Source organism: Mycobacterium sp. NGS66 (genome assembly GCF_059812225.1).
This window is the reverse complement of record NZ_JCALCG010000013.1, coordinates 158,188-184,192: the sequence shown is the minus strand read 5'-3', so window position 1 is coordinate 184,192 and position 26,005 is coordinate 158,188. Positions and strand designations below refer to the sequence as shown.

Here is a 26,005-nt window from a genome sequence, read left to right as displayed (position 1 = left end):
CCCTGACCGTGTCTTTCACCCGTAACGCTGACCTTCCAGTGCGCGAACGCGCCGTGTCTGACGCTGACCGGCCCCGTGACTGCCGTGGCGCTGGCCAGATCCATGATGCTCCCCCGCGCGTGGGAGGTGCCCTCGCCCCCGCCGGCCGGCGCTGTCCGCCGATCGCCGGACCGCCCGATCAGCCGCGCGGGAGGTGGCCCGTCGCGGCGCCCGCCGCGCAGCCGGTCGCGGTGGCTTGGCGGCCGCCTTGCCCGCTTTGGTGGCCGGTTGCGCGCGGGTGCCTTTGCGGTCGCGGAATGCCTCGAGGCGGCTCGGGGTATACGGCTCGGGCAGCGGCAGCCGCAGCAGCCGGTTCATCTTGTCGTCGCGCCCGGCCCGCAGCGCGGCCACCGCCTCAGGTTCGTGGCGGGCCGCGTTGGCCATGATGCCGATCATGAAAAGCGTTGTGGCCGTTGATGTTCCGCCAGCAGAAATCAGCGGTAGCTGTAGGCCGGTGACCGGCAGCACGCCGATCACGTAGCCGATGTTGATGAACGCCTGACCGAGCACCCATAGCGTCGTGGTGGCGGTCAGCAGTCGCAGGAACGGATCGGCCGATCGGCGTGCAATCCGCATGCCGGTGTAGGCGAACAACCCGAAAAGTCCCAGCAGCCCGAGCGCGCCGATCAGCCCGAGCTCCTCGCCGATGATGGCGAAGATGAAGTCGTTGTGGGCGTTGGGCAGGTAGTTCCACTTGGCCACGCCCTGACCGAGGCCGTCGCCGAAGATGCCGCCGTGGGCCAGCGCGAACTTGGCCTGGCGGGCCTGGTAGCCGGTGTCCATCGGGTCCATTTCAGGATCCAGCCAGGACCGCACGCGGTCCGAGCGGTAGCCGGCGGACATCGCCAGGATGGCTCCGGCCAGCACGACGGCGATCAGCGAGCTGCCGAACACGCGCAGCGGCAGCCCGCCGTACCACAGCAGGCCCAGCAGGATGATGCCCAGCGATACCGTCTGCCCCAGGTCGGGCTGGGCCACGATCAGCGCCAGCGCCACCACCGCCGCCGGCACCAGCGGGATCAGCATCTCGCGCAGCGACGCGCGTTCCATCCGCCGCGCGGCCAGCAGGTGCGCGCCCCAGATCGCGAACGCGATCTTGGCCAACTCGGACGGCTGCATGGACAGGCCCGCGACCACGAACCACTTCCGAGATCCGTTGGCCAGGTTGCCGATTCCCGGTACCAGCACCAGCACCAGCAAAATGACGGTGACGACGTAGCCGGTGAAGGCGACGCGCCGCAGGAATCGCACCGACATGCGCAGGGCGACGTAGCACCCGATAAGCCCGATGACGGTCCACAACACCTGCTTGCCGAAAATCACCCACGCTGACCCGTCGTCGCCGTAGGAGCGCACGCCGGACGCGGAGAGCACCATGATCAGACCGAGTGTGGTCAACAACGAGGCGACCGCGATGATCAGGTGAAACGACGTCATCGGCCGGCCCAGCCAGGCTCCGAAGCGGCCGCGCGGACCGATTTTCTCGGGTTTGTCGGGTGCCGTTGCCGCCGGTGGGCTCGGCGGGGTCTCAGTGTCGTCCGCGGGCTCGTTGCCGTCCGCGGGCTCGACCGCTGAACTGGCGTCGGATTTCTTGCCCCGGCGCAGCAACCGGGTTATCGCGATAGCCACGCGCCTACCGGGTCGCCGCGCGCACGGCGGCAGCGAACGCATCGCCGCGGTCGGCGTAACCGGTGAACTGGTCGAACGACGCTCCGGCCGGCGCCAGCAGCACCGTGTCGCCGGACTTGGCCAGGTCGCGCGCCGCGGCGACGGCCGCGGCCATCACGCGAGAGCCAATAGTTCCCCCAGAATCGTCAACTTTTGTCACAGAAACCACAGCAGTCGCATGCATCTCAACATCCTCGCCTGTAACAACGTGGACGACGGGCACATCCGGCGCGTGTCGTGATAACGCCTCGGCAACCACCGCGCGATCTCGACCGATGAGCACCACGCCGACCAGCCGACTCGCCATGCGAGCCACCTCGGCATCCACCGACGCGCCCTTCAGCAGACCACCGGCCACCCACACCACCCGGGGGTAGGCCAGCACCGAGGCCAGGGCGGCGTGCGGGTTGGTGGCCTTGGAGTCGTCGACGTAGCGGATGCCGTCGGCGACGGCCACCAGCTCCGAGCGGTGCCGTCCCACCCGGAACGACGTGATCGCCGCCCGGATCGCGTCAGGAGGTGCGCCGACGCTGCGGGCCAGTGCCGCCGCGGCCAGGGTGTCGAGCACGCCGACCGGACCTGGCACCGGTATCGACGCGGCCGGCAGCAGCGCCAGGTCGTCGGCGAAGGCGCGGTCCACCAGCTGGCCGTCGCGCACGCCGAGTTCGCCGGGAGCCGGCTCACCGAGCCGGAAGCCGACCCGTACCGGCGCCGGCGCGGTGTCCAGCAGTGCGGCGGCCCGGCTGTCGTCCAGACCGACCACTGCCACCCGCCCGGTCAGCACCCGGGCCTTGGCCGCGGTGTAGGCGGCCATGGTGTGGTGCCAGTCCAGATGGTCTTCGGCGATATTGAGCACCACGCCGGCCTCCGGCCGCAGCGACGGCGCCCAGAACAGCTGGAAGCTGGACAGCTCCACGGCCAACACGTCGGAAGGCTCGGCCAGCATGTCGAGCACCGGATCGCCGACATTGCCGCACAACACGCTGCGCATGCCGGCCGCCGTCAACATGGCGTGCAGCATCGACGTCGTCGTCGTCTTGCCGTTGGTGCCCGTCACCACCAGCCAGCGACGCGGCGGCCCGTACTGGCCGGCGACGTCAAGCCGCCACGCCAACTCCACGTCACCCCAGATGGGTACCCCCGCCTTCGCCGCAGCGGCCAACACCGGCGTCGTCGGCTGAAACCCCGGACTGGTGACCACCAGGGCATAGTCGGCGATGCATTCCGCCGCCGCCGACGGGCCAATGGTCGCGACTCCGTTTTCGGCGAAGGCACGCAGCATGGCCGGGTCGTCGTCGAACACCGTCGGCACCGCGCCGAACCGGGTCAGGGCGGCCACCACCGCCCGGCCGGTCACCCGGGCACCGGCTACCAGCACAGACGCGCCGGGGACCAGCGGGTCAAGCAATTCAGGCTCCGATCGCGGCTAGCCACTCGCCGTAGAACAGGGCCACGCCCAGGCCGCAGGTGATCGCGGTGAGCAGCCAGAAGCGGATGATCACCGTTGTTTCGGCCCAGCCGACCAACTCGAAGTGGTGATGGAAGGGCGCCATCCGGAACACCCGGCGTCCGGTGGTGCGGAATGCCAGGATCTGCAGCACCACCGAGGTGATCTCGGCGACGAACAGCGAACCCAGGACCACGGCGAGGATCTCGGTGCGGCTGGTCACCGACAAGCCGGCGATGATGCCGCCGAGCGCCAGCGAGCCGGTGTCACCCATGAAGATCTTGGCGGGCGCGGCATTCCACCACAGAAACCCGATGCAGGCGCCGGCGGTCGCGGCGGCGATGATGGCCAGGTCCAATGGGTCGCGCACGTTGTAGCAGCCCAGTCCCGGCGCGGTGACGCACGCATTGCGGTACTGCCAGAACGTGATCAGCACGTAGGCGCCGGTGACCATCGCCATGCAACCGGCGGCCAGCCCGTCCAGCCCGTCGGTGAAGTTGACCGCATTGGACCAGGCACTGACGATGACCACGCAGAACAGCACGAAAAGTCCGGGCGCCAGTGTGACGGTGGCGATTTCGCGCACGTAGGACAAGTTTGCGCTGGCCGGGTTCAGGCCACTGGCATTGCGGAAGTGCAGCACCAGCACGCCGAACAGCACCGCAGCGGTGATCTGCCCCACCGTCTTGGCGGTCTTGTTCAGCCCCAGGTTGCGTGACCTGCGGATCTTGATCAGGTCGTCGATGAAACCGACGCCGCCCAATACGGTGGCCAGACCCAGCACCAGCAGACCCGACGCGGAGATCCCTTCGCCGTTGAACGCCATCCCGGCCAGGTGGGTGCCCAGGTAGCCCGCCCAGATGCCGGCCAGGATCGCTACCCCGCCCATCGACGGCGTGCCGCGTTTGCTGTGATGCGTCGGCGGCCCGTCCTCGCGGATCTGATGTCCGAAGCCCTGCTTGGTGAACAGCCGAATCAGCGCCGGAGTCAGCAGGATCGATACGGTCAGCGCGACGGCGACGGCGATGAGAATCTGTCTCACCGGCGTGGCCCGTCGTCTGCGGCCAGGGCGTCGGCCAGCGCGCCCAGCCCGGCCGCGTTGGACGCCTTGACCAGCACCACATCCCCGGGCCGCAGCTCGGCACGCAACAGGGCCAGCGCGGCGTCCGCGTCGGGCACGCTGACGGCCCCCCGGTCGGCCTCGGCGCCCCACGAGCCCCACGCCCCTTCGAGGACCGCCGCGTGGTGCATGGCGCTCATCGGTCTCCCGGTTCCCACGACAACGAGTCGAGACACATCTAATCGCACCGCCAGCCGTCCGATGCGATCGTGCTCGGATACCGCATCCGCGCCGAGCTCGGCCATCTCCCCGAGCACCGCCCAGCTCCGGCGTTTTTCGGCGGAACCGGCCTTGGAACCGGCCTCGGTCTGGCCGTGCGCGATCCAGGCCAGCGCCTGCAGCCCGGCGCGCATCGAGTCGGGGTTGGCGTTGTACGCGTCGTCGATCACGGTGACCCCGTCGGTGCGGGTGGTCACCTGCATCCGGTGCCGCGACACGGGTCCGGCGGCGGCCAGCGCGTCCGCTACCTGCTGGGGAGTGGCGCCGCATTCCAGCGCGACGGCGGCCGCGCACAGCGCGTTGCCGACCTGATGATCGCCGTACACGCCGAGGCTGAAGGGGACTTGGGTGTCGCCAGCGTGCATGGTGAACTGCGGCCTGGCCAGTTCGTCCAGCGACACCGGCCCCGCCCAGACATCGGCGCCGGCGTCGCGGCTGACCCGGACCACCCGGGCCCTCGTCACCTCGGCCATCGCCGCGACGGCGGGGTCGTCCACGTTGAGGATGACCACCCCGGACGCTGGAACCGCCTGCGGCAGTTCGGCTTTGGTTCGGGCAATGGCCTCGCGGGAACCGAACTCACCCAGATGCGCGGTGCCGACGTTGAGCACCACGCCGATGGACGGCCGAGCGATGTCGGCCAGCGCGGCGATATTGCCGGGGTGGCGGGCCGACATCTCCAGCACCAGATAGTCGGTGTCCCGGGTCGCGCGCAGCACCGTCCACGGGTGGCCCAGCTCGTTGTTGAAGGACCCGGGCGGGGCCACCACCTGACCCAGCGGTTCGAGCACCGCGGCCACCAGGTCTTTGGTCGAGGTTTTCCCCGACGAGCCGGTGATTCCAACGATGGTCAGCCCGCCCGTCGCCAGTTCGGCCGCTACCGCCTTGGCCAGCTTGGCCAGCGCGGCCAGCACCGCCGCGCCCGATCCGTCGGCGTCGTGCTCCAGTACCCCGGCCAGCCCGTCCTCGGCGTTACGTGGTTGCGGCGCAACGACAATGGCCGGGACCCCGACCGGCCGCGCGGCGAGCACCGCGACCGCGCCGGCGGCGACGGCTTGCGCGGCATAGTCGTGCCCGTCGGAGTGCGCCCCGGGCAGTGCCAGGAAAAGCCCGCCCGGCCCGACGGTCCGCGAGTCGAATTCGACGGTTCCGGTCACGCGGGTTGCCGCGGCGGCGTCCGGTGCGATGTCGGTCAGTGTGCCGCCGACGATCTCGGCGATCTGCGAAACGGTCAGGTCGATCACAAGTGGGCCTCTCGGTGCCCGAGATCCCGCAAAGCGCCGGCCAGCTCCACCCGATCGTCGAACGGGCGGACCTCCACGGCGCCGCGCTGCCCGGTTTCGTGGCCTTTGCCGGCGACCACCACCACGTCGCCGGTTTCCGCCCACCCGACCGCGTACCTGATCGCCTCCCGCCGGTCGGCGATCTCGACCACCCGCGCGTTGGCTGCGCCTTTGGCCGCCCCGGCCAGGATCTCCCGACGGATTGCCGCCGGGTCCTCGCCGCGGGGGTTGTCGTCGGTGACCACGACCAGATCGGCGAGCTCGGCGGCGACTTCCCCCATCGGAGCCCGCTTGCCGGGGTCACGTTCGCCGCCGGCGCCGAACACCACCGCCAGCCGGCGTGCCGGTTGCCTGAGTGTGGTTAGTACGGCACGCAAGGCGCCTGGCTTGTGCGCGTAGTCGACCAGCGCGAGGAAATCCTGGCCGCAGTCGATCTGTTCCAATCGGCCGGGCACCCGCGTGTCCCGCAGCCCCGGCGCTGCCTGCGCCGGCGACACCCCGACCGCATCCAGAATGGCAAGCGCGACAAGGCAATTCGCCACGTTGTAGTGGCCCGGCAGCCGGATGCCGATCCGATGCTGGACGCCGACGGGGTCCACGGCGGTGAACTCCTGCCCCCCGGCGCCCATCGCCGCCACACCCTCGGCGCGCCAGTCCGCGGGTTGGCCGGTGGTGCTGACGGTGATCGCGGCGCCGGCACGGGCAGCGATCGCGCGCCCGGCGTCGTCGTCGATGCACACCACGGCGGTGCCGGCGTGCAGCGACGATGCCGGGTCGAACAGCAACGCCTTGGCCTCGAAGTAGTCGGCCATGGTGGGGTGAAAGTCCAGGTGGTCGCGCGACAGGTTGGTGAATGCGCCGACGGCGAAGCGGGTGCCGTCGACCCGGCCCAGCGCCAGCGCGTGGCTGGACACCTCCATCACCACGGTGTCCACCCCGCGATCGGCCATCTTGGCGAGCATCGCCTGCAACGCCGGCGCCTCCGGAGTGGTCAGTGCACTGGGGATGTCCGCGCCGTCGATGCGGATACCGATCGTGCCGATCAGCCCGGGCACCCGCCCGGCGGCCCGCAGCCCGGACTCGACCAGGTAGGTCGTCGTGGTCTTGCCGGACGTTCCGGTGATCCCGACCACGGTGACCCGGTCGGACGGCCGTCTGTAGACGGTGGCAGCGAGTTCGCCCAGCACGCTGCGCGGCGCGGGATGCACCAGGACCGGCACCGTCTCGACCTGGCCGGCGGCCAGTTCGCCCACCCCGGCGGCATCGGTGAGAACGGCGACAGCGCCGCGCTCGATTGCCTGGCCGGCGAATCGCGCACCGTGCGTGGTGGCGCCGGACAGTGCCGCGAACAGGTCACCGGGCCGCACGTCCTGAGCACGCAACGTCACACCGGTGATCGGAACGGCCGGAACGACGGCACCCCGCTCGGCCAGTACCGCGCCGACCTGAGCCGCCAGTGCGGACAGCAGCACGCCGGCGCTGGCACTGCGGCCCGGGGCGGTGGGCACCGTCGTCACCTCCGTCATCGCACTATCCACCGCCGTAGCATCCGCTAACGGCCATGACACCTTATCGAGAGTTTGACCCGGACCGACTGGATGAGGCATACCAGAAAGCTGGTAAACCAGTAAGCTGGTTAAATGAAAACCACCCTGGAACTGCCCGATGATCTGATGCGCGCCATCAAGGTCCGGGCGGCACAACAGGATCGCAAAATCAAGGATGTCGTGGCCGAGTTGCTCAGGCGCGGCCTTTCTCACGCGCAGAGCGAGTCGACGATCTCGCCGGCTAGGCGTGTGACGCTGCCACTCGTGCAATGTGAACACCCCGCTCGCCCCGATCAGGAGATGACGCCGGCGCGTGTCGCGGCCGCCCTGCTCGACCAGGAAGCCGACTGGGCGTCCGAGCGCGACGATGCTGCTCTGTGACACGAATGTCTGGTTGGCGCTGGCGCTTTCGAGACACGTCCATCACGCTGCCGCGCGTGCGTGGCTGGACACCATCGGCGAGGCCGAGTCCATACACTTCTGTCGCGTAACTCAGCAGTCGTTCCTGCGGCTGTTGACCAACCGCGCGGTTCTGGGAGCCTACGGCAACGCTCCGCTGAGCAACGCCGAAGCCTGGTCGGCATACACCGCACTGTTGGCAGACGAGCGCATCACGATGACCGATCGGGAACCCAACGGCCTGGAATCGCAGTGGAAGTCGTTCGCTGTCCGTCCGTCAGCCTCACCCAAGGTCTGGATGGATGCGTATCTCGCCGCATTCGCCTTCACTGGTGGATTTGCGCTGGTGACGACCGATAGCGCTTTCCGGCAGTACAAGGGCATCGATCTCCGACTGGTAACTCGGTCATGAGGCCTCATTCGAGGCCAAGCAGCCCGCAGCCCTAGGTGGCCTGCAGCGTCAGCGGAGGCCCGGGATCCGGTGACAGGGGGACATTTCCGCGTTGCATCAGCCAGCCGGCGATGTTGTGGAACAGCGGGGCGGCCGAGTGGCCCGGCGTTCCGTCCGCGTTGCGCTGAGGGTTGTCCATCATGATGCCGATGACGTACCGCGGATTGTCGGCGGTGGCCATTCCGGCGAAAGTGATCCAGTAGACGTCGTCGAAGTAGCAGCCGCAACCGGGGTTGATCTGCTGTGCGGTGCCCGTCTTGCCGGCCATCTGGTAGCCCGGCACCGCGGCGGCCGGCCCGGTGCCCTGCTGGTAGCCCATCGGGTCATGCTGGACGACGGCACGCAGCATCTGCCGTACGGTCTGCGCCGTCTGCGCCGACACCACTCGGACACCGCCCGGGCGCGGTTCTTCGGTCCGGGTGCCATCGGGCGCGATGGTGGCCTTGATGATCCGCGGCGGTATCCGCACCCCGTCGTTGGCGACGGCCTGATACATACCGGTCATCTGCAGCAAGGTCATCGAAAGACCTTGGCCGATGGGCAGATTCGAGAAGGTGCTGCCCGACCACTGGTCGATCGGGGGAACCAGCCCGGCACTCTCACCGGGCAGCCCTACTCCGGTGCGCTGACCCAGGCCGAACTTGCGGACCATGTCGTAGTAGCGTTCCGGCCCGATGCGCTGGGCCAGCATCAGCGTGCCGACGTTCGACGACTTCCCGAATATGCCGGTAGTGGTGTAGGGCATCACCCCGTGCTCCCAGGCGTCGTGCACAGTGACGCCACCCATCTGGATCGAGCCGGGCACCTGCAGCACCTCGTCGGGATTGGACAGCCCGTACTCGATGATCGCGGACGCGGTGATGACCTTGTTGACCGAGCCCGGCTCGAACGGTGAGGTCACCGGCAAGTTGCCCAGCTGCCGGTCGCCCTGACGGCCGATGTCTTGCGACGGGTCGAAGGTGTTGTCGTTGGCCATCGCCAGCACTTCGCCGGTCTTCGCGTCGAGCACCACGGCAGATACCGTGTGCGCCCCGGACAGGTTCTTGGCCTGCTGCACCTGTTGCTGCACGTAGAACTGGATGTCGTCGTCCAGGGTCAGCTGCACAGTCGAGCCGTTGACCGCGCGGTGCTGGTTTCGGTAGCTGCCCGGGATGACCACACCGTCGGAGCCCCGGTCATAGGTGACCGAACCGTCGGTCCCGGCCAGCACCGAGTCCAGGGATTCTTCCAGCCCGAGCAGTCCGTGGCCGTCCCAGTCGATGCCGCCGACGATGTTGGCCGCCAACGAGCCGCCCGGGTACTGACGCAGATCCTGCCGTTCGGAACCCACCTCGGGGAATTTGTCGGAAATGGCGCTGGCGATCGCGGGGTCGACGGCGCGGGCCAGGTAGACGAAGTTCTCGTCGCTTTGCAGCTTCTTCAGGGTGGTCGGGGCGTCCGGCTTGTTGCTGAGCCGGCTCGCGATCTCCTTGGCGATGTCGGCCAGCCGCTGTGCCGGGTCCGGCGCGGTCGGGTTCTTCTGTCTGGCCTCCTCCAACTGCTGACGGATTCGCTTGGGCTGAAACGTCAGCGCGCGGGATTCGATGGTGAATGCGATCTGGTCTTTGTTGCGGTCGATGATGCTGCCGCGAACGGCCTTCTTCACGTCGGTGACCTTGAGTTGGCCGGCCGCCTGAGCGCGCAGGCCCGCGGCGTTGGAGACCTGCAGCAAGAACAGCTGGGTGGCCGCTACCAGCATCAACGCCAATATCACGACGTTGCCGGCGCGATGCCGAAAGACGAACGAGGCGCCGCGCGTCCCGACCTCCACCACCTGGCGGGTGCGCCGCTCGCGCGCCGAGCGACCGATTGCCTCTGCGCCGGATTCCTTTGGCGCCTTGGCTTTTCCCGCTTTCTCCGGCTTGCGCAGCCGCTTCGGGTTCCCGGCGTTCCCCGCCGCGTGGTTTCTGTGTCGACGGCCCGCGGGCTGCGCTGGGCCGGTTCGCCTCGAGTCGCCGCGCCTCACCGTGGTGCCGCCGGCGCTGGGGTGGCAACCGGACCGAACTGTTCGCCGCTGGGCGGCTGCGGCACCGGCGGTGGGACTTGCGCTGGAGACGTCAAGCCCGGCAGGCCTGGAACGGGCACCTCGGCGGGACCCGGTGCGGGGGCCGGCAGCACGGCTGGCGCCGGCAGCGCCCCGGGAACGGCCGCGCCCGGCAAGCCGGGCAGCTGCCCCGGTGCAGTACCGGGCAGGCCTGGGCCGGCCGGCGTCGACAGGTGGTGGCCACCCAGCGTAGAGGCGCCGTCGGGGGCACGCAGCAGCGCCTCGGGCCCCGATCTCGGCGGTCCCTGGGGGTCGGGGGGCGGTAACACCAGAACTGGGACCTCTGCCGGAGCCGCAGGCGGTGGAGACGGCGGAGGCCCTTCTTCGGGGAGTTTGGTGTTCAGCGGCGGCGGCGGTACACCATCGGCCGGTTTGGGTGTGCCCACCACCACCCAGCTGCCGTCCGGAGCCTGTACCAGGTGGGCGGTATCCCTGGTCGGGATCATGCCCTGCTTGCGGGCCGCCTCGGCCAGTGCCGGCGCGGACTCCGCCTCGCGCACGTCGCGTTCCAGCGCCTCTTTCTGCTGCTGCAGCATCCGGGTCTTCTCGCGGGCATGGCTCAGCTTGTAAGACCGCTCGGCGGAGTCGGTGGACAGCCATAAGGTCAGGGCCAGCCCCACCGCCAGCGACCCGATCACCAGCACCACGAACGGAACCTTGCTCGCCAGCGTGCGCGGCCGCACATCCACAGCGGATAGCCGGGCGGCCAACCGCTCGCTCAGTCTGGGCCGAATGACCTTGGGCGCCTTGGCTTTCCGCGCCTTCGCTCGCGCCTTGGCCTGGCCGGTGCTCTTGGCCCGGGCCGACCGCTCGACGGGCCGGGGTACCGGGCCGCTCTGAGGTGCAGATCTCGGCGACCGGGCTTCGCGGGTAGGTGCGGAGGCATGGCTGGCCTGCGGCCGGGTACGACGGCTCGCGGCCGAGTCCGCGGTCCGCCGCCGGTCGCCGGGCACAGCGCCGTCGCGGACGCGCGGGCGATCGCTGCTGCCGCGCTTGCCCGGCACTCGGGCCTCACGTTTGGCCTTCATGAATCGCCCTTCCGGATTCGTTGCAGGGACCGCAGGCGCACCGGGGCACTGCGAGGGTTGCGTTCGATCTCAGCGGCGTCCGCCCGTTCGGCACCGCGGGTCAACGACCGGAATCGCGGTTGATGGCCGGGAAGTTCGACCGGCAGACCCGCCGGCGTGCGGGATGCGACCGCATCGGCAAACGCGTGCTTGACGATCCGGTCTTCCAGCGATTGGTAGGCCAGCACCACGATGCGGCCGCCGACGGCCAGCGCGTCCAACGCGACGGGAAGGGCGCCACGCAACGTGTCCAGCTCGTCGTTGACTGCGATGCGTAACGCCTGGAAGGTGCGCTTGGCCGGGTGTCCGCCAGTGCGCCGGGCGGGAGCCGGGATCGCCTGGTATAGCAGGGCGACCAGCTCAGCGGTCGAGCGCAACGGTGCTCTTGAACGCTGCCGGACGATATGCGCGGCGATGCGGCGGGCGAACCGTTCCTCGCCGTACCGGTGCAGGATGTCGGCCAGCGCGGCCTGGTCGTAAGTGTTGAGGATGTCGGCCGCCGTCAGCGGCGACTCCGGGTCCATCCGCATGTCCAGCGGCGCGTCGTGGGCATAGGCGAAGCCCCGCTCCGTCTGGTCGAGCTGCATGGACGAAACGCCGAGATCGAACAGAATCCCGTCGATCGATTCGGTAGCGGGATAACCGATTTCGGTGAGCGCGGCGGCCAGTCCGTCATAGCGGGTGCGCACCAGCGTGACGCGGTCGCCAAATCGCTGTAGCCGGGCGCGGGCGATGTCCAGAGCACTGGGGTCGCGGTCCAGCCCGATCAAACGCAGTCCCGACAATTCGGTCAACAACCGCTCGGCGTGACCGCCGGCGCCTACGGTGGCGTCGACGACGACCGCGTCCGCTCCGCCCGGACCATGGCGGGTCAGCGCCGGGGTGAGCAGTTCGATGCAACGATCGGCCAGGACGGGCACGTGACCGAAATCTGCGTCAGCCACCGCAACACCTCCCCTGGTCTGAAAGGTTGCTGCCGGTCTAGCCCGGAGGGTCGCGACCCATGCCGCCTGGTCCCTGTCCGAACGGGTGAACCTGGCGTTGGGGAAGTACGCCAGGGTCGGTTCGGGCAGAGGCCACGATGCATGGGCATGAGCCTCAGATGATGTCGCCGAGTGCTTCATCGCTGGCCGCGGAGAAGTTCTCTTCATGAGTCTGCTGATAGTCGTGCCAGGCTTGGGCGTCCCAGATTTCGAGGTAGTCGACGGCTCCGATCACCACGCATTCCTTGGAGAGGTTGGCGTAGCGGCGGTGGTCGGCGGACAGCGTGATCCGGCCCTGCCCGTCGGGATGCTGCTCGTCGGTACCGGCTGCCAGATTGCGCAGGAATGCCCTCGCCTCGGGATTGCTTCGCGAAGTCTTGCTGGCGCGGCGTGCCAATTGCTCGAACTCGGCCCGCGGGTAGACGGCCAGGCTGTGATCTTGGCTCTTGGTGACCATCAATCCCCCTGCCAGCGCATCGCGAAACTTGGCGGGCAGCGTGAGCCGCCCCTTGTCGTCGAGTTTGGGCGTGTAGGTGCCGAGAAACACCAGCTCACCTCCCGTCCGGAGCCGCTTTCCGGATCACCCAAACACTGCAGCCACCATACCCCACAATCCCCCACTTTTCCCCATTCGCGGGGTGTCGCAGTGGGCGTTTTTCGCGTAATTCACCACCGACCACCGCCGACGGGGTTTCGTTGAGCGGTGCCCGGCGGTGAGCGGCGCCGAGAAAGCGCATTTCAACGGCCCAAAAGAGCGAAAGCGGCACAGGTGGGGCGAAGTGGGGGATGGTCCGGCACGACTCGGATACAAGTGGGGCTCAATCTGGTCTACGGGGTTGCCACCCGCGGGAGGTGAGCCTGCGGCTAGCGCGCGGGCGACGCGACGAGATTGTTGTGAATCCTGGGCTTTGCGGGTGTAGGCAGGGCCGAAAGCCGAGAGCTCACACGCCGACGCGGACCGGCACCAGGCATACAAAGGGGGAAGCCAATTGGCTTCCCCGTTGGATCTGAGCGACTAGTCGTCGAAGCGGCGGCGGAACCGGTCTTCCATACGACTGGTGAACGAACCTCCGCCGCCCTTGTTGCGACGCGGGCGCGACGCCCCAGGCAAGGATCCGGAGCGATCGGCCCGGCCGGGCAACCGCGGGGCGGTGACGGCAAACACCACGCCGCCGAACATCACGATGAAGCCGAAGACACTGAGAATCGGGAAGTTTTTGATCATCGTGGCCGGAAATGCGACGCCGGAAACCAGCATCGCCAGCCCGACGACGAATAGCGCCGAACCTTGGAGGCGTCGGCGTGCGCTAGGCGCGCGGAAGCCGCCGCCACGAACGCTCGATGCAAATTTGGGGTCCTCGGCATAGAGAGCGCTCTCGATCTGATCGAGCATTCGTTGCTCATGATCGGAGAGTGGCATTCGTCCCTCCTTGCCGACAGGCCGACACGTATATCGCTAGTACGCGGATGCCCGTTACGTGGGCAACTAACTCAGATGATACGAGGTCAATCTGTGCCGTACCACTGGTTCGCGAGCGATTCTATCTGGTTGCACCACAGCGCAGACGAGCAGCGAGGGATCCCCTCGACGAACGACGGCGGCCGTCGACCTTGATACTTATATCCAGGCATCCGACCGCATCACCGCATGAGGAGGACAGCGCGAGTTGGCGATATTCCTCATCGATCTGTCGCCGAACGATATGGAGCGCCGCCTCAATGACGCTCTGGGAGTGTATGTCGACGCGATGCGCTACCCGCGGGGCACTGAAAACCAGCGCGCGGCAATGTGGCTGGAGCACATGCGCCGACCCGGCTGGAAGGCGGTGGCCGCCGTAGAAACGGCAGAAACCGCGGCCACAGGGACATCCGGGCGTCCGGGTCCGTCGGCCGCCGAACTCGGCGATGCGCCGTTGCTCGGGGTGGCATACGGCTATCCGGGTGCCCCGGGTCAGTGGTGGCAGCAGCAGGTCGTCCTGGGCTTGGAGCGCGGCGGCCTGTCGCCCCAGGAAATCGCGCGGTTGATGACCAGTTACTTCGAGTTGACCGAATTGCACATTCATCCGCGCGCACAGGGTCACGGCCTCGGCGAGGCACTCGCCCGACGGCTGCTGGCCAATCGCGGCGAGCGCAACGTCCTGCTATCGACGCCGGAGACCAACGGTGAGGCCAACCGAGCCTGGCGACTTTACCGCCGATTGGGTTTCACGGACATCATCCGTCGATACCACTTCGCCGGCGACCCGCGTGCCTTCGCGATCCTGGGCCGCGCCCTGCCGCTCTGACGCGTTCACGCGCGGAAGCGGCACACCGGATGGTTCGGCGACACCGCTCGACCTGTCTGGCACGATGACCTGGTGCGCGCCCCGTCCTTCCCGCGCCTTACCCGGCGATCCCCGGAATTCAGGCCACGCCGACGCCGCCTGTGGGCCCTCGCCATGCTGCTGCTGGTAGTCCCGCTGGCCACCGGTTGCCTGCGGGTCCGGGCCTCGATCACGATCTCCCCCGACGACTTGGTGTCCGGAGAGATCATCGCCGCCGCCAAACCGAAATCCCCGAAGGATCCCGGCCCTCAGCTCGACAGCAATTTGCCGTTCAGCCAGAAGGTCGCGGTCTCGAACTACAACAGCGACGGCTACGTGGGGTCACAGGCGGTGTTCTCCGATTTGACCTTCGGCGAAGTGCCCCAGCTGGCCCACATGAACCGCGACGCCGCCGGGGTGAATCTCTCGCTGCGCCGAAACGGCAACCTGGTGCTGCTGGAAGGCCGGGCCGATCTGACGTCGGTGACCGATCCCGAGGCGGAAGTGGAGCTGACCGTGGCGTTCCCGGGCGCGGTGACCTCCACCAACGGCGATCGCATCGAGCCCCAGGTCGTGCAGTGGAAACTCAAGCCGGGCGTGGTGACCACCATGAGCGCCCAGGCCCGCTACACCGATCCCAACACGCGGTCCTTCACCGGGGCGGGTGTATGGCTCGGCGTCGGATCGTTCGCGGCGGCCGGCGTGGTGGCCCTGTTGGCATGGGCCAGCCGGGACCGCTCCGAGCGATTCACCACACCGCGAGACCAGCCGCCGAGCTAGCTTCGCTGCGCGGGCGACCAGTAGTCGAGCATCTCGGCGAAGGTCTGGAAAGCCGGCGCAGAAACGCCGTAGGTGGCTTCCAGATGGATGCTGAGCGGAAAACCCAACTCGGCGACGCCGTCGATGACGCGCTTGTACAAATCGACCATCAACCGGCGCTTCTGGGCCGGCTCGCTGGTGGCCAGCCTTTTGACGAAGTCCTGCTCGCGCGCCACAGCCTCGTTTCCCGGATCCTGAATCAGCCAGTTGATCAGGCCGATCCGGTCCTCGACCTTGGGCACGAAGCCGAACGACAGCAAGATCTCGGGCCGATGATCGGTGTTCTTGGCGAACTCCGTCAGAAATCCCACAATCGCGTCCGAATACAGCAGCTGGGTCATGCCGTAGGTCGCGCCCTGGTTGCATTTGAAGTTGAGCCGGCCTTGTTCGCCCTCCCGGGTCGGAATGACGATCACGCCGCGGTTGGCCACCAGGTCGCGATAGATGGACAAGGCGTCGGTCGGCGCGACGCCGGAGCCCTCACCGTCGTTCATCGTCCGCGGAACGCCGACGAAGACCACGCCTTCCATCCCGGCCGCAGACAGCTCGGTGAGCCGCTTGCGCAGCGATTCCTCATCCATGAACGCGGTGACCTGAGTGCACAGGCCGTTGAGCCCTGGCAGCTGCGGGCGGATGATCGACCAGAAGTCCAGCACGTCCAGCTTGGGCCGCATCGGAACCGGCCGATCGTCCTCCTCCGCGATCATCCCGGGGATCATCACGTGTCGGATTAGGCCGTCGAGGCCGGACTCTGCCGAGAATTGCACCACTTTGCGCGCATCTTCGGTGGCCCGCTCCAGACCACCGTCAACGTTTGGTGGCACCAGCTCGAGCGCGATCGTATTTAAGGCCACGCGGCTCCTCTTCAGCTTTAGCGGGGACGCCGGGGCGCCCCAAAATCCGTCAGACAGCCCAAATCCATCTAGACAGCCCAAATCCATCGAACAGCATAGGGGCGCGTTGGCCAGACGAACCGGCCGTGTGCGCCCTTGCGGCGAATACACTTGTCGGGCCAGAGGTAGGACTAGCAGATACGAGCGAGGAAGGGGCGCCGCGCTGACCCCAAAAGCTGCACAAGCAGCGGCAACCGTCGAGTTGGCCGGCGCCATAACCGACCAACTTCGGCAGTATCTGCGCGAGCGTCGCAACCAAACCGCGTACTTGGGTGCTGACTACGCGGCGCTGGTCGCGGGACTCGAGGATTTCGCCCTGAGTGGCGGCAAGCGGTTGCGACCGATCTTCGCCTATTGGGGTTGGCGTGCCGTGGCGGCCCACGACCCGGATCCCGCTGTGCTGCTGTTGTTTTCAGCGCTGGAGTTGCTGCACGCCTCGGCGTTGGTGCACGACGACGTGATCGACGCATCCGCTACTCGCCGCGGCAGGCCGACGACGCACATGCGTTTCGCAGCCCTGCACCGGGAGCGCACGTGGCGTGGCTCACCGGAACAGTTCGGAACGTCCGCGGCCATCCTGGTCGGCGACTTGGCGCACGCCTGGGCCGACGACATCATCTTGCGAGCATCGTTGTCACCGGATGCGCGCGAGCGGGTTCAGCGCGTGTGGGCTGATATCCGCGCCGAGGTGCTGGGCGGGCAGTATCTGGACATCGTCGCCGAGGCCTCGATACCGGCCTCGGCCGACGAGGCGATCGCATCCGCGATGACCGTCGCGAACTTCAAGACCGCCTGCTACACGGTCACGCGACCGCTGCAGCTGGGCGTGGCAGCCGCCGCCGACAGACCCGATGTCCTGGCCGCCTTCGGTCAATTTGGCGCCGACCTAGGGGTCGCGTTCCAGCTACGCGACGACCTGCTCGGCGTATTCGGCGACCCCGAGGTGACGGGCAAACCCTCCGGTGACGACCTGAGGTCCGGCAAACGCACGGTGTTGGTGGCCGAGGCGCTGAAATTGGCAGACAATTCAGATCCATTGGCGGCCAAGCTGTTACGAGCCTCGATCGGCACCCAATTGACCGATGTGCAGGTGTGCGAATTGCGCGAGGTCATCGAGGCGGTGGGGGCGGTGGCCGCGGCGGAACGCCGCATTTCCATGCTGACCCAACGCGCGCAGTCGACACTGGCAACCGCACCCATCCACGAGGCCGCCAAGACGGGGCTGTCCGAACTGGCCAACATGGCCACAAACCGGTCCGCCTGAACCGATGGCCACCGACACCGATACCGCGGCGACCCCTCCGTCGGCGTCGAAAAACGCACTGGGACAATATTTTTCACGACTGCATCGGTTTGCGGGCACCCTTGAGGCCGGACCGGCGAAATTGGGTTTCCTGGGCTCGGTGCTGATCACGGTAGGCGGGCTGGGAGCGGGTAGCACGCGCCAGCACGACCCATTGCTGGAATCGATTCACATGTCTTGGCTGCGCTTTGGCCACGGGCTGGTGATGTCGTCGATCTTGTTGTGGGCCGGCGTGGGCCTGATGCTGATCGCCTGGCTGCGCCTAGGCCGCCTCGTCCTGGCCGGCAAAGCCAGCGAGTTCGTGATGCGGGCCAGCACCGTCTTCTGGTTGGCGCCGCTGCTGCTTTCCGTCCCGGTCTTCAGCCGGGACACCTATTCGTATCTGGCCCAGGGCGCGCTGCTGCGAGACGGCCTTGATCCGTATGCCGTGGGTCCGGTGGGCAACCCGAACTCCCTGCTTGACGATGTAAGTCCGATCTGGACCATCACCACCGCGCCCTACGGCCCCGCGTTCATCCTGATTGCCAAGCTGGTCACGATCATCGTCGGCAACAACGTGGTGGCCGGAACGATGCTGTTGCGGCTATGCATGCTGCCAGGGCTGGCGCTGCTGATCTGGGCGACTCCCCGGCTGGCCCACCACCTGGGCGCCGACGGGCCGACAGCCCTGTGGATCTGCGTGCTCAACCCGCTGGTGCTGATCCATTTGATGGGCGGAGTGCACAACGAGATGCTGATGGTCGGGCTGATGACGGCCGGCATCGCGCTGACCTTCGCCGGCCGCAATGTCGCGGGCATCGTGCTGCTCACGGTCGCGATCGCGGTCAAGGCGACTGCAGGAATCGCCCTGCCGTTTCTGGTCTGGGTATGGGCCCGCCACCTGCGCCAACGCCGCGGATACCAAGCGGTGCGGGCGTTTTTTGCGGCGGCCGCGCTTTCGGTGTTGATCTTCGTCGTGGTGTTTGCGCTGTTGTCCGGGCTAGCCGGTGTGGGCCTGGGGTGGCTGACCGCGCTGGCGGGCTCGGTGAAGATCATCAACTGGCTGACCGTCCCGACCGCGGTGGCGAACCTGATCCATGCGCTGTTCAGCGGATTCTTCGCGGTCGACTTCTACACGACACTGCGACTGACCCGTCTGGTCGGCATCGCCATCATCGCGATATCGCTGCCGGTGTTGTGGTGGTGGTTCCGACGCGACGACCGGACCGCGCTCAGCGGCATCGCGTGGTCGATGCTGATCGTGGTGCTGTTCGTTCCCGCCGCGCTGCCGTGGTACTACTCCTGGCCGCTGGCGATAGCTGCCCCGCTGGCCCAGTCGCAACGGGCCATGGCCGCAATCGCCGGGGTTTCATCGTGGGTGATGGTGATCTTCAAACCCGACGGATCACATGGCATGTATTCCTGGCTGCACTTCTCGCTGGCCACCGGATGCGCGCTGGCTGCCTGGTACGCCGTGCATCGGGCCACTGATCAGCGGGCCCTCGAAGTCCCCGCAGCCGCGGCAACCACGCGTGACTCCCCTCAATAAGCCATAGCCTGGGCGCGCCGCACGACTTCCCGGGCCTGATGAGCATGCAGCGCGTCGACCGGACGGGCGTTGCACAGGGCGTCCCGGCTGCCGTCGCGAGTGACCGTCAACGACGGATCGGGAGTGAACAGCCAGCGCACGATCTCGGTGTCGCGATAACCGCCGTCGTGCAGGATGGTCAACAGCCCCGGCAGGCTCTTGACCACGTGACCGGAGTTGGTGAAGAACACCTGGGGAACTACCACTCCGCCGCCGCGCCGCACCGCGACCAGCTGGCCTTCCCGTAGCTGCTGTTGCACCTTGCTGACCGGCACGCCGAGCAGCTGAGCCACTCTGGGCAGATCGTACGTTGGCTCGTCGGGGTCTAATACGTCGTCGCCGGCCGGAATGCTGCCCACTTCGCCAGTGTAAGACCTGGTACGGAGCCAGGATGGGGCTTTTCGACGCACTTTCCCGGCTCTGGGTCTGATGGTGGTGACGCCACACCTACGATGGCCCCGTGGCTGGACCAGGCACAGCGGATCCGTTGGAAGGCACCTACCTGGACGGTCGCTACCTGGTGCAGACCAAGATCGCCAGCGGCGGCACGTCTACCGTGTACCGCGGCCTCGACAGGCGGCTCGACCGCCCGGTGGCGCTGAAAGTGATGGATTCCCGCTACGCGGGCGACGAGCAGTTCCTCACCCGTTTCCAACTCGAGGCCCGCACGGTTGCCCGGCTGAAGCATCCCGGGGTGGTCGCGGTCTACGACCAGGGGCTGGACGGCCGGCACCCCTTTCTGGTGATGGAGCTCGTCGAGGGCGGAACGCTACGCGAGCTGCTGAACGAACGCGGCCCGATGCCGCCGCATGCGGTGACCGCGGTGCTTCGCCCGGTGCTGGGCGGGCTGGCGGCCGCACATCGCGCCGGGCTGGTACACCGCGACATCAAACCGGAGAACGTGCTGATCTCCGACGACAGCGAGATCAAGCTGGCCGATTTCGGGCTGGTGCGCGCCGTCGCAGCCGCGGGCATTACGTCCGCCAGCGTCATCCTGGGCACCGCGGCCTACCTGTCGCCCGAGCAGGTTCGCGACGGCAGCGCCGGTCTGCGCAGTGACGTCTACGCCGTCGGGATCCTCACCTATGAGTTGCTGACCGGGACCACCCCGTTCACCGGTGACACGCCGCTGTCGATCGCCTACCAGCGACTGGACAACGATGTGCCCCAGCCGAGCGCCGTAATCGATGGCGTGCCAGCTGAATTCGACGAGCTGGTTGCATGCGCGACCGCCCGCGACCCCGCCGAGCGCTACGCCGACGCACTCGAGATGGCCGCCGTCATCGACGAAATCGCCGAGGATTTGGCGCTGCCGGACTTTCGGGTTCCCGCGCCGCGCAACTCCGCTCAGCATCGGTCGGCGGCGTTGCACCACACCCGAAGTTCCGCGCGCCGGGATAGCCCGCCGCCATCGCCCGCGCCGCCTGGCAAGCCGCCTGCGCCAGCGCCGCCTGGCAAGCCGCCGCTGCACGCCACCCGCCAGTTCACCCGCGCGGAGTGGTCCGACCCCGAGCCGACGCCCGCCGACCCCGAATCCGACTCGTTTGCAGGCCAATTCGGCGGTATCGCGCTGAGCGAATTGGCGTTGGTGCGACAGCATGCCCGTCGCATGGTGCTGATCTGGGTAGCGATCGTGGTGGCGATCACCGGACTGGTTGCGACGGCTGCCTGGACGATCGGGAGCAACCTGAGCGGCCTGTTGTGACGGCGAGCAGACGCAAAATCCCCGCGACACGCCGTGTCGGGGGGGATTTTGCGTCTGGTGGCCGGGCCGGGCCCGGCGAACACCGCTGTTAGTCGCGCAGCATCTCCGCAACCAGGAACGCCAACTCGAGCGACTGCTGGGTGTTCAGCCGCGGATCACACGCGGTCTCGTAGCGGCCGACCAGGTCGGTGTCCGAAATGTCTTGCGCGCCACCAAGACACTCGGTCACGTTTTCGCCGGTGATCTCGACGTGGATGCCGCCGGGATGGGTACCCAGCGCGCGGTGCACCTCGAAGAATCCTTGCACTTCGTCGACGATGCGGTCGAAATGCCGGGTCTTGTATCCGTTGGACGACTCGTGGGTGTTGCCGTGCATCGGGTCGCACTGCCAGATGACCTGATGGCCGGTGGCCTGGACCTTCTCGATGATCGGCGGCAGCACGTCGCGCACCTTGTTGTTGCCCAGCCTGCTCACCAGGGTCAGCCGGCCCGGCTTGTTGTGCGGGTCGAGCCGCTCGACGTACTCCACAGCGAGCTCGGGGGTCATGGTCGGGCCGATCTTGACACCGATCGGGTTGGCGATCACCTCGGCGAATGCGATGTGCGCCCCGTCGAGCTGGCGGGTGCGTTCGCCGATCCACACGGTATGCGCCGACAGGTCGTACAGTTTCGGCTCGTCGGATTCATCCGACAGCCGCAACATCGCTCGCTCGTAGTCGAGCACCAAAGCCTCATGGCTGGCATAGATTTCGGCGGTTTGCAGATTGCGGTCGGCCACCCCGCAGGCACTCATGAAGCGCAGCCCGCGGTCGATCTCGGTGGCCAGTGCCTCATACCGCGCGCCGGCCGGCGAAGTCCGCACGAATTCCCGGTTCCAGTCGTGTACCAGGTGCAGCCCCGAAAAGCCCGACGACGTCAGTGCCCGCACCAAGTTCATCGCGGCGCTGGCATTGGCGTACGCGCGCACCAGCCGCGACGGATCATGCTGGCGCGCGGTGGCGTCCGGGGCGAAGCCGTTGATCATGTCGCCGCGGTAAGACTTGAGCCCCAGCGCGTCGAGGTCCGCCGACCGTGGCTTGGCGTACTGACCCGCAATCCGCGCAACCTTGACCACCGGCAGGCTCGCGCCGTAGGTCAGCACCACCGCCATCTGCAACAGGGTGCGGATATTGCCCCGGATGTGCGGTTCGGTGTTGTCGGTGAACGTCTCCGCGCAGTCGCCGCCCTGCAGCAGGAATGCCTCACCCCGGGCGACCTGGGCCAGCTGGTCCTGCAGCCGGATGATCTCGGACGGCACGGTCACCGGCGGCACACTTTCCAGCACGGTACGCATCGCCGCGGCCTGATCAGGGTCCCATGACGGTTGTTGCGCGGCCGGTTTGGCCAGCGCTGCGTCCAGCCGAGCACGCAGGTCGGCCGGCAGCGGCGGCAGTGGCGGCAGCTGGTCGATCGGTATGTCGACTGTCCAGTTCATCGGTCCATGGTAACTGGGTCCCGAACCGGACCGTGACGGCTGATCAGCGCGAATGTCGGCGATCGCCCAGCTAATCCGCTGGGTCGCCCGCGGTGATGATCCGGAATCGGCGCAGCTGATCCCGCGCGTCCACCAGCGCGTCGTGGACGTCGCGCGGCCGCGGCGGCATCCGGGGGCGTCCCCGGTCCTCCCACAGCTGCCGCAAATCGCGGGTGAAGCGGGGTATTGCCCGCGGCAATTCGGGCATCGCCCCCCACAACTGGCACAGCACGACGTGGTCGTACGCGCCGACCCAGGCCCACAACTCGATCGGTTCACCGCCGTCCACCCGGAGGAATTCCTCGAGCTCCTGGCGAATCTGTTTGCGTGAACGCCATAACGGTGAGGCCGGCGGCGGCAGCTTGGGCAGGACATGGGCGCGCACCCAACTGCCGGCACGCTGAGGATCGAATTCAGTGGATACGGCGTAGTACTCCCGGCCATCCTCGGCGACCACCCCGATCGAGATCAGGTCGATGGTGCGGCCGTCCTCGATGAATTCGGTGTCGTAGAAGTACCGCACGGGCGCACCCTAGTCCGGTGAGCCGACGCCAACCGGCTCCGGGGGCGGCGCCGGGTGCACGTCCTGGTCCAGCTGGGCGTCCACCGTGCGCTCGTCGGGCAAGCGGGGGGTTCCGGCGACCAGGCACTGGACCCACAGCTTGGCCCGTACTACCGGGCGACGCCATTTTCGCTCCCGCTCCAGGGCGCGCCGCATCTTCTCCGGCTGACGCGAGTACCGCCATCTTGCCCACGGCGCATGGGGACGTGAGAGCCGGACCGCGCCGATGACTAGCAGGACCACCAGGAACATGCCCAACAGGCCGGTCCATACCTTCCCCTTGAAGAGCACCACCATGGCCAGCGGCAGCGTCAGCACCAGTCCGCCCAGCAGCACCAGGTGCAGCCAAACCGAATGAATGTCATTCCAGATCGGCAGCAAGAACATCAGCGGATGCAGGCCCAGGATCAACAGCCCCGCGACCGCGACCGCGGCGAACACGGCGTCCACCGACGTTCGTCCGTCTTCTTCCCAATACACGTCGGACAGGTGCAGGATCAGCGCGTACTCGTCGAGCACCAATGCGGCGCCGATTCCGAAAAGGACGGCCGCCGCGGTCAATTCGGGCTCTTGTCCGTTGACGGACAACGACACCATGGTCAGCCCGGAAATCATCACCAAAACGACGCCGAACGCCACGTGGTGGATGTGTATCGACGCGATGTGGATGTTGCGCGGCTGCCACCACCGCGCCGGCGCACCGGTGTCGGTTCGCCGGCGGATGAAGCGCACACAGGTTCGCGTGACGAAAAAGGTCAGGATGAACGCGACCAGGCAGCACAGCAGCGGTAACCGGCCCCGGTCGACGATGTCATGCTGCAACCAACGGAACAACACCCCCAAAAAGCTACGCCCAGATGGCGACACGGGGCGGGAGCCGCGCTGCTCCGGCAATCACCCGACAGGTCAACCATTAGGCTTGACCGCGACATGAGTAACTCGCAGGCGCCCGAGGTGGGCTCTCCTGACAGCAGCCATGGGCGAGTCTGGTGGTTTTGCCTGCTCTGGGTGCTGGCCGCCGCGGCCCTCGGTTATGTGGCCTGGACGCTGTTCGGGCACACGCCCTACCGCATCGACATCGATATCTATCAGATGGGCGGTCAGGCCTGGCTGGACGGACATCCGCTGTACACGGGCGATGTGCTGTTCAACACACCCATCGGACTGAAGCTGCCGTTCACCTACCCGCCGCTGGCGGCCATCGCCTTTTGTCCGTTCGCGTGGTTGCACATGCCCGCGGCCAGCGTCGCAATCACGGTTTTGACATTGCTGCTGCTGATCGTCTCGACGACGATCGTGCTCACTGCCCTGGACGTGTGGGCCGGCTCGAAGGTGCTGCCCGGGCCGGTGTGGGCGCGTCGGCTGTGGCTGGCGGCGATGCTCGTGGCGCCCGCGACACTCTGGCTAGAGCCGATCAGCTCCAACTTCGCGTTCGGCCAAATCAACGTGGTGCTGATGACCCTGGTGATCGCCGACTGCCTGCCCCGGCGCACGCCGTGGCCGCGCGGGCTACTGCTGGGCTTGGGAATAGCGCTGAAACTCACTCCAGCAGTGTTCCTGCTGTATTTCCTGCTGCGCCGCGACGGCCGCGCCACGCTGACCGCCTTGGCGTCCTTCGTGGCTGCGACGCTGGTCGGTTTCGCCCTGGCCTGGCATGACTCTTGGGAGTACTGGACTCACACCGCGCGCAACACCGCACGGATCGGTGATGCGGCGCTGAACACCGACCAGAACATCGCGGGGGCACTCGCCCGGCTCGGGCTGGGAGAGCACGAGCGCTTCCTGCTGTGGGCGGGCGCGTGCCTGCTGGTGCTCGCCCTCACGGTCTGGGCGATGCAACGGGTACTGCGGGCCGGCGAGCCGGCTCTGGCGCTGATCTGCGTCGCGCTGTTCGGGCTGGTGGTGTCACCGGTGTCGTGGTCGCATCACTGGGTCTGGGTGCTGCCGGCCGTCGTGGTGACGACGGTACTGGCCTGGCGACGTCGCAATGCGGTGCTGGCCGTGCTGAGCGTGGTCGGGGTTGCGCTGATGAGGTGGACGCCAATCGACCTGCTGCCCAAACACCATGAGGCGACCGCGAACTGGTGGCGTCAGCTGCTGGGCATGTCCTACGTGTGGTGGGCGTTGGCGGTCATCATCGCCGCCGGGATCACGGTCAGCGCGCGAAGGTCACCGCAGGATGCCGCCGCGCCCGAGCTGACACCTGTCCCGGCGGCCGGTTGATCCGCCCGCGATCAGCCCGCGGCCGTCTCCGGAATCCGCACCGCCTCGCTGTTGGACCCCTGCCCGGACCCGTTGTGGTTGCCGTCCTTGACGGTTGCGGCGTAGATGTCGACGTACTCCTGACCGGACAAACCCATCAGTTCGTAGATCACTTCGTCGGTGACGGCCCGCTCGATGAAACGGTTGCCGGCCAGTCCCTCGAAGCGGGAGAAGTCCATCGGCTTGCCGAACCGGACGGTGACCCGCCCGAACCGCCACATCTTGCTGCCGGGCGGGTTGACGACGTTGGTGCCGATCATCGCCACCGGAATCACCGGAACTCCGGTTTGCAGCGCCAGCCGCGCCAACCCCGTCTTGCCCTTGTACAGCCGGCCGTCGGGCGAACGGGTGCCCTCGGGGTACATGCCCAGCAACTTGCCCTGCTCGAGCAATCGCTCGGCGGTGTGCAGAGCCGCCTGCGCGGCATCGGCGTCGCTGCGATCGATCGGCACCTGGCCGGCGACGGTGTAGAACCAGCGGGTGAACCAGCCCTTCAGTCCGGTGCCGGTGAAGTATTCGGCTTTCGCCAGGAACGTGATGCGGCGCCGAACCACCAGGGGCAGAAAGAAACTGTCCGCGACGGCCAGATGGTTACTGGCCAGTATCGCCGGCCCGGAATTCGGAACATGTTCCAGGCCTTCGACTTTCGGCCGACCAAGCAGCGAGAGCAGCGGGCCCATGAAGATGTACTTGAATAGCCAGTACCACATGGCCCTCCCTCTCACCCACACTCGATGGTGTCCAACTGTACCCATGTACGACGGCTCCGACC

General features: G+C 67.5%; 24 protein-coding genes. 8 read left to right on the top strand and 16 right to left on the bottom strand.

Going from position 1 to position 26,005, the window contains the following annotated elements; genetic code table 11:
- Window positions 1-15: 15 nt before the first annotated feature.
- From ftsW to AC5Y2L_RS21990, 5 genes are read right to left on the bottom strand one after another with little or no spacing between them, the layout of a single operon-like run.
- Entirely contained in the window at window positions 16-1,668 is a 1,653-nt protein-coding gene (gene ftsW / locus AC5Y2L_RS22010; protein WP_499931633.1) for a putative lipid II flippase FtsW, read from the bottom strand.
- Window positions 1,669-1,672: 4 nt separating this feature from the next.
- Window positions 1,673-3,115, bottom strand: coding sequence for a UDP-N-acetylmuramoyl-L-alanine--D-glutamate ligase (murD, locus tag AC5Y2L_RS22005; RefSeq protein WP_499931635.1), 1,443 nt, complete (start codon window positions 3,113-3,115; stop codon window positions 1,673-1,675).
- A 1-nt stretch (window position 3,116) separates the two neighbouring features.
- Entirely contained in the window at window positions 3,117-4,196 is a 1,080-nt protein-coding gene (gene mraY, locus AC5Y2L_RS22000; protein ID WP_499931637.1) for a phospho-N-acetylmuramoyl-pentapeptide-transferase, read from the bottom strand.
- Window positions 4,193-5,737, bottom strand: coding sequence for a UDP-N-acetylmuramoyl-tripeptide--D-alanyl-D-alanine ligase (locus AC5Y2L_RS21995; RefSeq protein WP_499931640.1), 1,545 nt, complete (start codon window positions 5,735-5,737; stop codon window positions 4,193-4,195). Before AC5Y2L_RS21995 ends, mraY begins: the two co-directional genes overlap by 4 nt.
- Window positions 5,734-7,302, bottom strand: a complete 1,569-nt coding sequence (locus AC5Y2L_RS21990; protein WP_499931644.1) for a UDP-N-acetylmuramoyl-L-alanyl-D-glutamate--2,6-diaminopimelate ligase — start codon at window positions 7,300-7,302, stop codon at window positions 5,734-5,736. The genes AC5Y2L_RS21995 and AC5Y2L_RS21990 overlap by 4 nt, the downstream gene beginning before the upstream one ends.
- A gap of 114 nt (window positions 7,303-7,416) precedes the next feature.
- Here AC5Y2L_RS21990 and AC5Y2L_RS21985 point away from each other — a divergent pair, with 114 nt between their 5' ends.
- Both AC5Y2L_RS21985 and AC5Y2L_RS21980 read left to right on the top strand, forming a co-directional pair.
- Window positions 7,417-7,704 carry an antitoxin gene (locus AC5Y2L_RS21985; RefSeq protein ID WP_499931646.1) on the top strand — a complete coding sequence of 96 codons (288 nt, stop codon included), beginning with the start codon at window positions 7,417-7,419 and terminating at the stop codon, window positions 7,702-7,704.
- Window positions 7,691-8,134 carry a type II toxin-antitoxin system VapC family toxin gene (locus tag AC5Y2L_RS21980; protein ID WP_499931648.1) on the top strand — a complete coding sequence of 148 codons (444 nt, stop codon included), beginning with the start codon at window positions 7,691-7,693 and terminating at the stop codon, window positions 8,132-8,134. The genes AC5Y2L_RS21985 and AC5Y2L_RS21980 overlap by 14 nt, the downstream gene beginning before the upstream one ends.
- Before the next feature lie 31 nt (window positions 8,135-8,165).
- Here the strand turns inward: AC5Y2L_RS21980 and AC5Y2L_RS21975 are convergent, their stop codons facing one another.
- The 5 genes from AC5Y2L_RS21975 to AC5Y2L_RS21955 form a co-directional block, all read right to left on the bottom strand.
- Window positions 8,166-10,082 carry a peptidoglycan D,D-transpeptidase FtsI family protein gene (locus tag AC5Y2L_RS21975; protein WP_499932369.1) on the bottom strand — a complete coding sequence of 639 codons (1,917 nt, stop codon included), beginning with the start codon at window positions 10,080-10,082 and terminating at the stop codon, window positions 8,166-8,168.
- A gap of 92 nt (window positions 10,083-10,174) precedes the next feature.
- Window positions 10,175-11,284: a cell division protein FtsL gene (ftsL, locus tag AC5Y2L_RS21970; protein ID WP_499931651.1), complete on the bottom strand. Its 1,110-nt coding sequence runs from the start codon at window positions 11,282-11,284 to the stop codon at window positions 10,175-10,177.
- Entirely contained in the window at window positions 11,281-12,447 is a 1,167-nt protein-coding gene (gene rsmH / locus AC5Y2L_RS21965; RefSeq protein ID WP_499932371.1) for a 16S rRNA (cytosine(1402)-N(4))-methyltransferase RsmH, read from the bottom strand. The genes ftsL and rsmH overlap by 4 nt, the downstream gene beginning before the upstream one ends.
- Entirely contained in the window at window positions 12,422-12,853 is a 432-nt protein-coding gene (gene mraZ, locus AC5Y2L_RS21960; RefSeq protein ID WP_499931653.1) for a division/cell wall cluster transcriptional repressor MraZ, read from the bottom strand. Before mraZ ends, rsmH begins: the two co-directional genes overlap by 26 nt.
- A 468-nt stretch (window positions 12,854-13,321) precedes the next feature.
- Window positions 13,322-13,726 carry an SCO2097 family morphological protein gene (locus AC5Y2L_RS21955; protein ID WP_499931655.1) on the bottom strand — a complete coding sequence of 135 codons (405 nt, stop codon included), beginning with the start codon at window positions 13,724-13,726 and terminating at the stop codon, window positions 13,322-13,324.
- Between the two features lie 247 nt (window positions 13,727-13,973).
- On the opposite strand from AC5Y2L_RS21955, the gene AC5Y2L_RS21950 reads away from it, so the two are divergent.
- Together AC5Y2L_RS21950 and lppM are read left to right on the top strand one after the other, a co-directional pair.
- Window positions 13,974-14,591, top strand: a complete 618-nt coding sequence (locus AC5Y2L_RS21950; RefSeq protein WP_499931657.1) for a GNAT family N-acetyltransferase — start codon at window positions 13,974-13,976, stop codon at window positions 14,589-14,591.
- Window positions 14,592-14,744: 153 nt separating this feature from the next.
- Window positions 14,745-15,389, top strand: coding sequence for a lipoprotein LppM (lppM, locus tag AC5Y2L_RS21945; RefSeq protein WP_499932373.1), 645 nt, complete (start codon window positions 14,745-14,747; stop codon window positions 15,387-15,389).
- Here the strand turns inward: lppM and AC5Y2L_RS21940 are convergent.
- Window positions 15,386-16,282 (bottom strand): mycobacterial-type methylenetetrahydrofolate reductase, encoded by an 897-nt coding sequence (locus AC5Y2L_RS21940; RefSeq protein ID WP_499931660.1) that lies wholly within the window; start codon window positions 16,280-16,282, stop codon window positions 15,386-15,388. The genes lppM and AC5Y2L_RS21940 overlap by 4 nt on opposite strands.
- A gap of 241 nt (window positions 16,283-16,523) precedes the next feature.
- Between AC5Y2L_RS21940 and idsA2 the strand changes: the two genes are divergently transcribed.
- Both idsA2 and AC5Y2L_RS21930 read left to right on the top strand, forming a co-directional pair.
- The gene (idsA2, locus tag AC5Y2L_RS21935) at window positions 16,524-17,585 is read left to right on the top strand and encodes a bifunctional (2E,6E)-farnesyl/geranyl diphosphate synthase (RefSeq protein ID WP_499944578.1); all 1,062 of its coding nucleotides are present in this window, start codon (window positions 16,524-16,526) and stop codon (window positions 17,583-17,585) included.
- Window positions 17,586-17,589: 4 nt separating this feature from the next.
- Window positions 17,590-19,152, top strand: a complete 1,563-nt coding sequence (locus AC5Y2L_RS21930; protein WP_499931664.1) for an alpha-(1->6)-mannopyranosyltransferase A — start codon at window positions 17,590-17,592, stop codon at window positions 19,150-19,152.
- On the opposite strand, the gene AC5Y2L_RS21925 is transcribed toward AC5Y2L_RS21930, so the two are convergent.
- Window positions 19,146-19,550, bottom strand: coding sequence for an Rv2175c family DNA-binding protein (locus AC5Y2L_RS21925; protein WP_499931666.1), 405 nt, complete (start codon window positions 19,548-19,550; stop codon window positions 19,146-19,148). The genes AC5Y2L_RS21930 and AC5Y2L_RS21925 overlap by 7 nt on opposite strands.
- A 101-nt stretch (window positions 19,551-19,651) precedes the next feature.
- Between AC5Y2L_RS21925 and AC5Y2L_RS21920 the strand changes: the two genes are divergently transcribed.
- On the top strand, window positions 19,652-20,896 hold the full coding sequence (locus AC5Y2L_RS21920; protein WP_499931668.1) for a protein kinase domain-containing protein: 1,245 nt from the start codon (window positions 19,652-19,654) through the stop codon (window positions 20,894-20,896).
- Between the two features lie 88 nt (window positions 20,897-20,984).
- Here AC5Y2L_RS21920 and AC5Y2L_RS21915 read toward each other — a convergent pair whose 3' ends face one another.
- The 3 genes from AC5Y2L_RS21915 to AC5Y2L_RS21905 form a co-directional block, all read right to left on the bottom strand.
- Complete coding sequence (locus AC5Y2L_RS21915) at window positions 20,985-22,370, bottom strand: class II 3-deoxy-7-phosphoheptulonate synthase (protein WP_499931670.1); 1,386 nt, start codon at window positions 22,368-22,370, stop codon at window positions 20,985-20,987.
- Window positions 22,371-22,440: 70 nt separating this feature from the next.
- Window positions 22,441-22,932 carry a polyadenylate-specific 3'-exoribonuclease AS gene (locus AC5Y2L_RS21910; protein WP_499931672.1) on the bottom strand — a complete coding sequence of 164 codons (492 nt, stop codon included), beginning with the start codon at window positions 22,930-22,932 and terminating at the stop codon, window positions 22,441-22,443.
- 9 nt (window positions 22,933-22,941) lie between these two features.
- On the bottom strand, window positions 22,942-23,805 hold the full coding sequence (locus tag AC5Y2L_RS21905; protein ID WP_499932375.1) for a hypothetical protein: 864 nt from the start codon (window positions 23,803-23,805) through the stop codon (window positions 22,942-22,944).
- 96 nt (window positions 23,806-23,901) lie between these two features.
- Between AC5Y2L_RS21905 and AC5Y2L_RS21900 the strand changes: the two genes are divergently transcribed.
- Window positions 23,902-25,194 (top strand): glycosyltransferase 87 family protein, encoded by a 1,293-nt coding sequence (locus tag AC5Y2L_RS21900; RefSeq protein ID WP_499931674.1) that lies wholly within the window; start codon window positions 23,902-23,904, stop codon window positions 25,192-25,194.
- A gap of 11 nt (window positions 25,195-25,205) precedes the next feature.
- Here the strand turns inward: AC5Y2L_RS21900 and AC5Y2L_RS21895 are convergent, their stop codons facing one another.
- On the bottom strand, window positions 25,206-25,943 hold the full coding sequence (locus AC5Y2L_RS21895; protein WP_499931676.1) for a lysophospholipid acyltransferase family protein: 738 nt from the start codon (window positions 25,941-25,943) through the stop codon (window positions 25,206-25,208).
- Between the last annotated feature and the right edge of the window lie 62 nt (window positions 25,944-26,005).

Excerpts from the sequence above, each read along its gene's own strand:
- rsmH (WP_499932371.1), bottom strand. The coding sequence starts at position 12,447 with ATGAAGCACTCGGCGACATCATCTGAGGCTCATGCCCATGCATCGTGG.
- lppM (WP_499932373.1), top strand. The coding sequence starts at position 14,745 with ATGCTGCTGCTGGTAGTCCCGCTGGCCACCGGTTGCCTGCGGGTCCGG.
- ftsL (WP_499931651.1), bottom strand. The coding sequence starts at position 11,284 with ATGAAGGCCAAACGTGAGGCCCGAGTGCCGGGCAAGCGCGGCAGCAGC.
- AC5Y2L_RS21930 (WP_499931664.1), top strand. The coding sequence starts at position 17,590 with ATGGCCACCGACACCGATACCGCGGCGACCCCTCCGTCGGCGTCGAAA.
- AC5Y2L_RS21980 (WP_499931648.1), top strand. The coding sequence starts at position 7,691 with ATGCTGCTCTGTGACACGAATGTCTGGTTGGCGCTGGCGCTTTCGAGA.
- AC5Y2L_RS21955 (WP_499931655.1), bottom strand. The coding sequence starts at position 13,726 with ATGCCACTCTCCGATCATGAGCAACGAATGCTCGATCAGATCGAGAGC.
- AC5Y2L_RS21895 (WP_499931676.1), bottom strand. The coding sequence starts at position 25,943 with ATGTGGTACTGGCTATTCAAGTACATCTTCATGGGCCCGCTGCTCTCG.
- AC5Y2L_RS21985 (WP_499931646.1), top strand. The coding sequence starts at position 7,417 with ATGAAAACCACCCTGGAACTGCCCGATGATCTGATGCGCGCCATCAAG.
- AC5Y2L_RS21915 (WP_499931670.1), bottom strand. The coding sequence starts at position 22,370 with ATGAACTGGACAGTCGACATACCGATCGACCAGCTGCCGCCACTGCCG.
- AC5Y2L_RS21900 (WP_499931674.1), top strand. The coding sequence starts at position 23,902 with ATGAGTAACTCGCAGGCGCCCGAGGTGGGCTCTCCTGACAGCAGCCAT.
- AC5Y2L_RS21990 (WP_499931644.1), bottom strand. The coding sequence starts at position 7,302 with ATGACGGAGGTGACGACGGTGCCCACCGCCCCGGGCCGCAGTGCCAGC.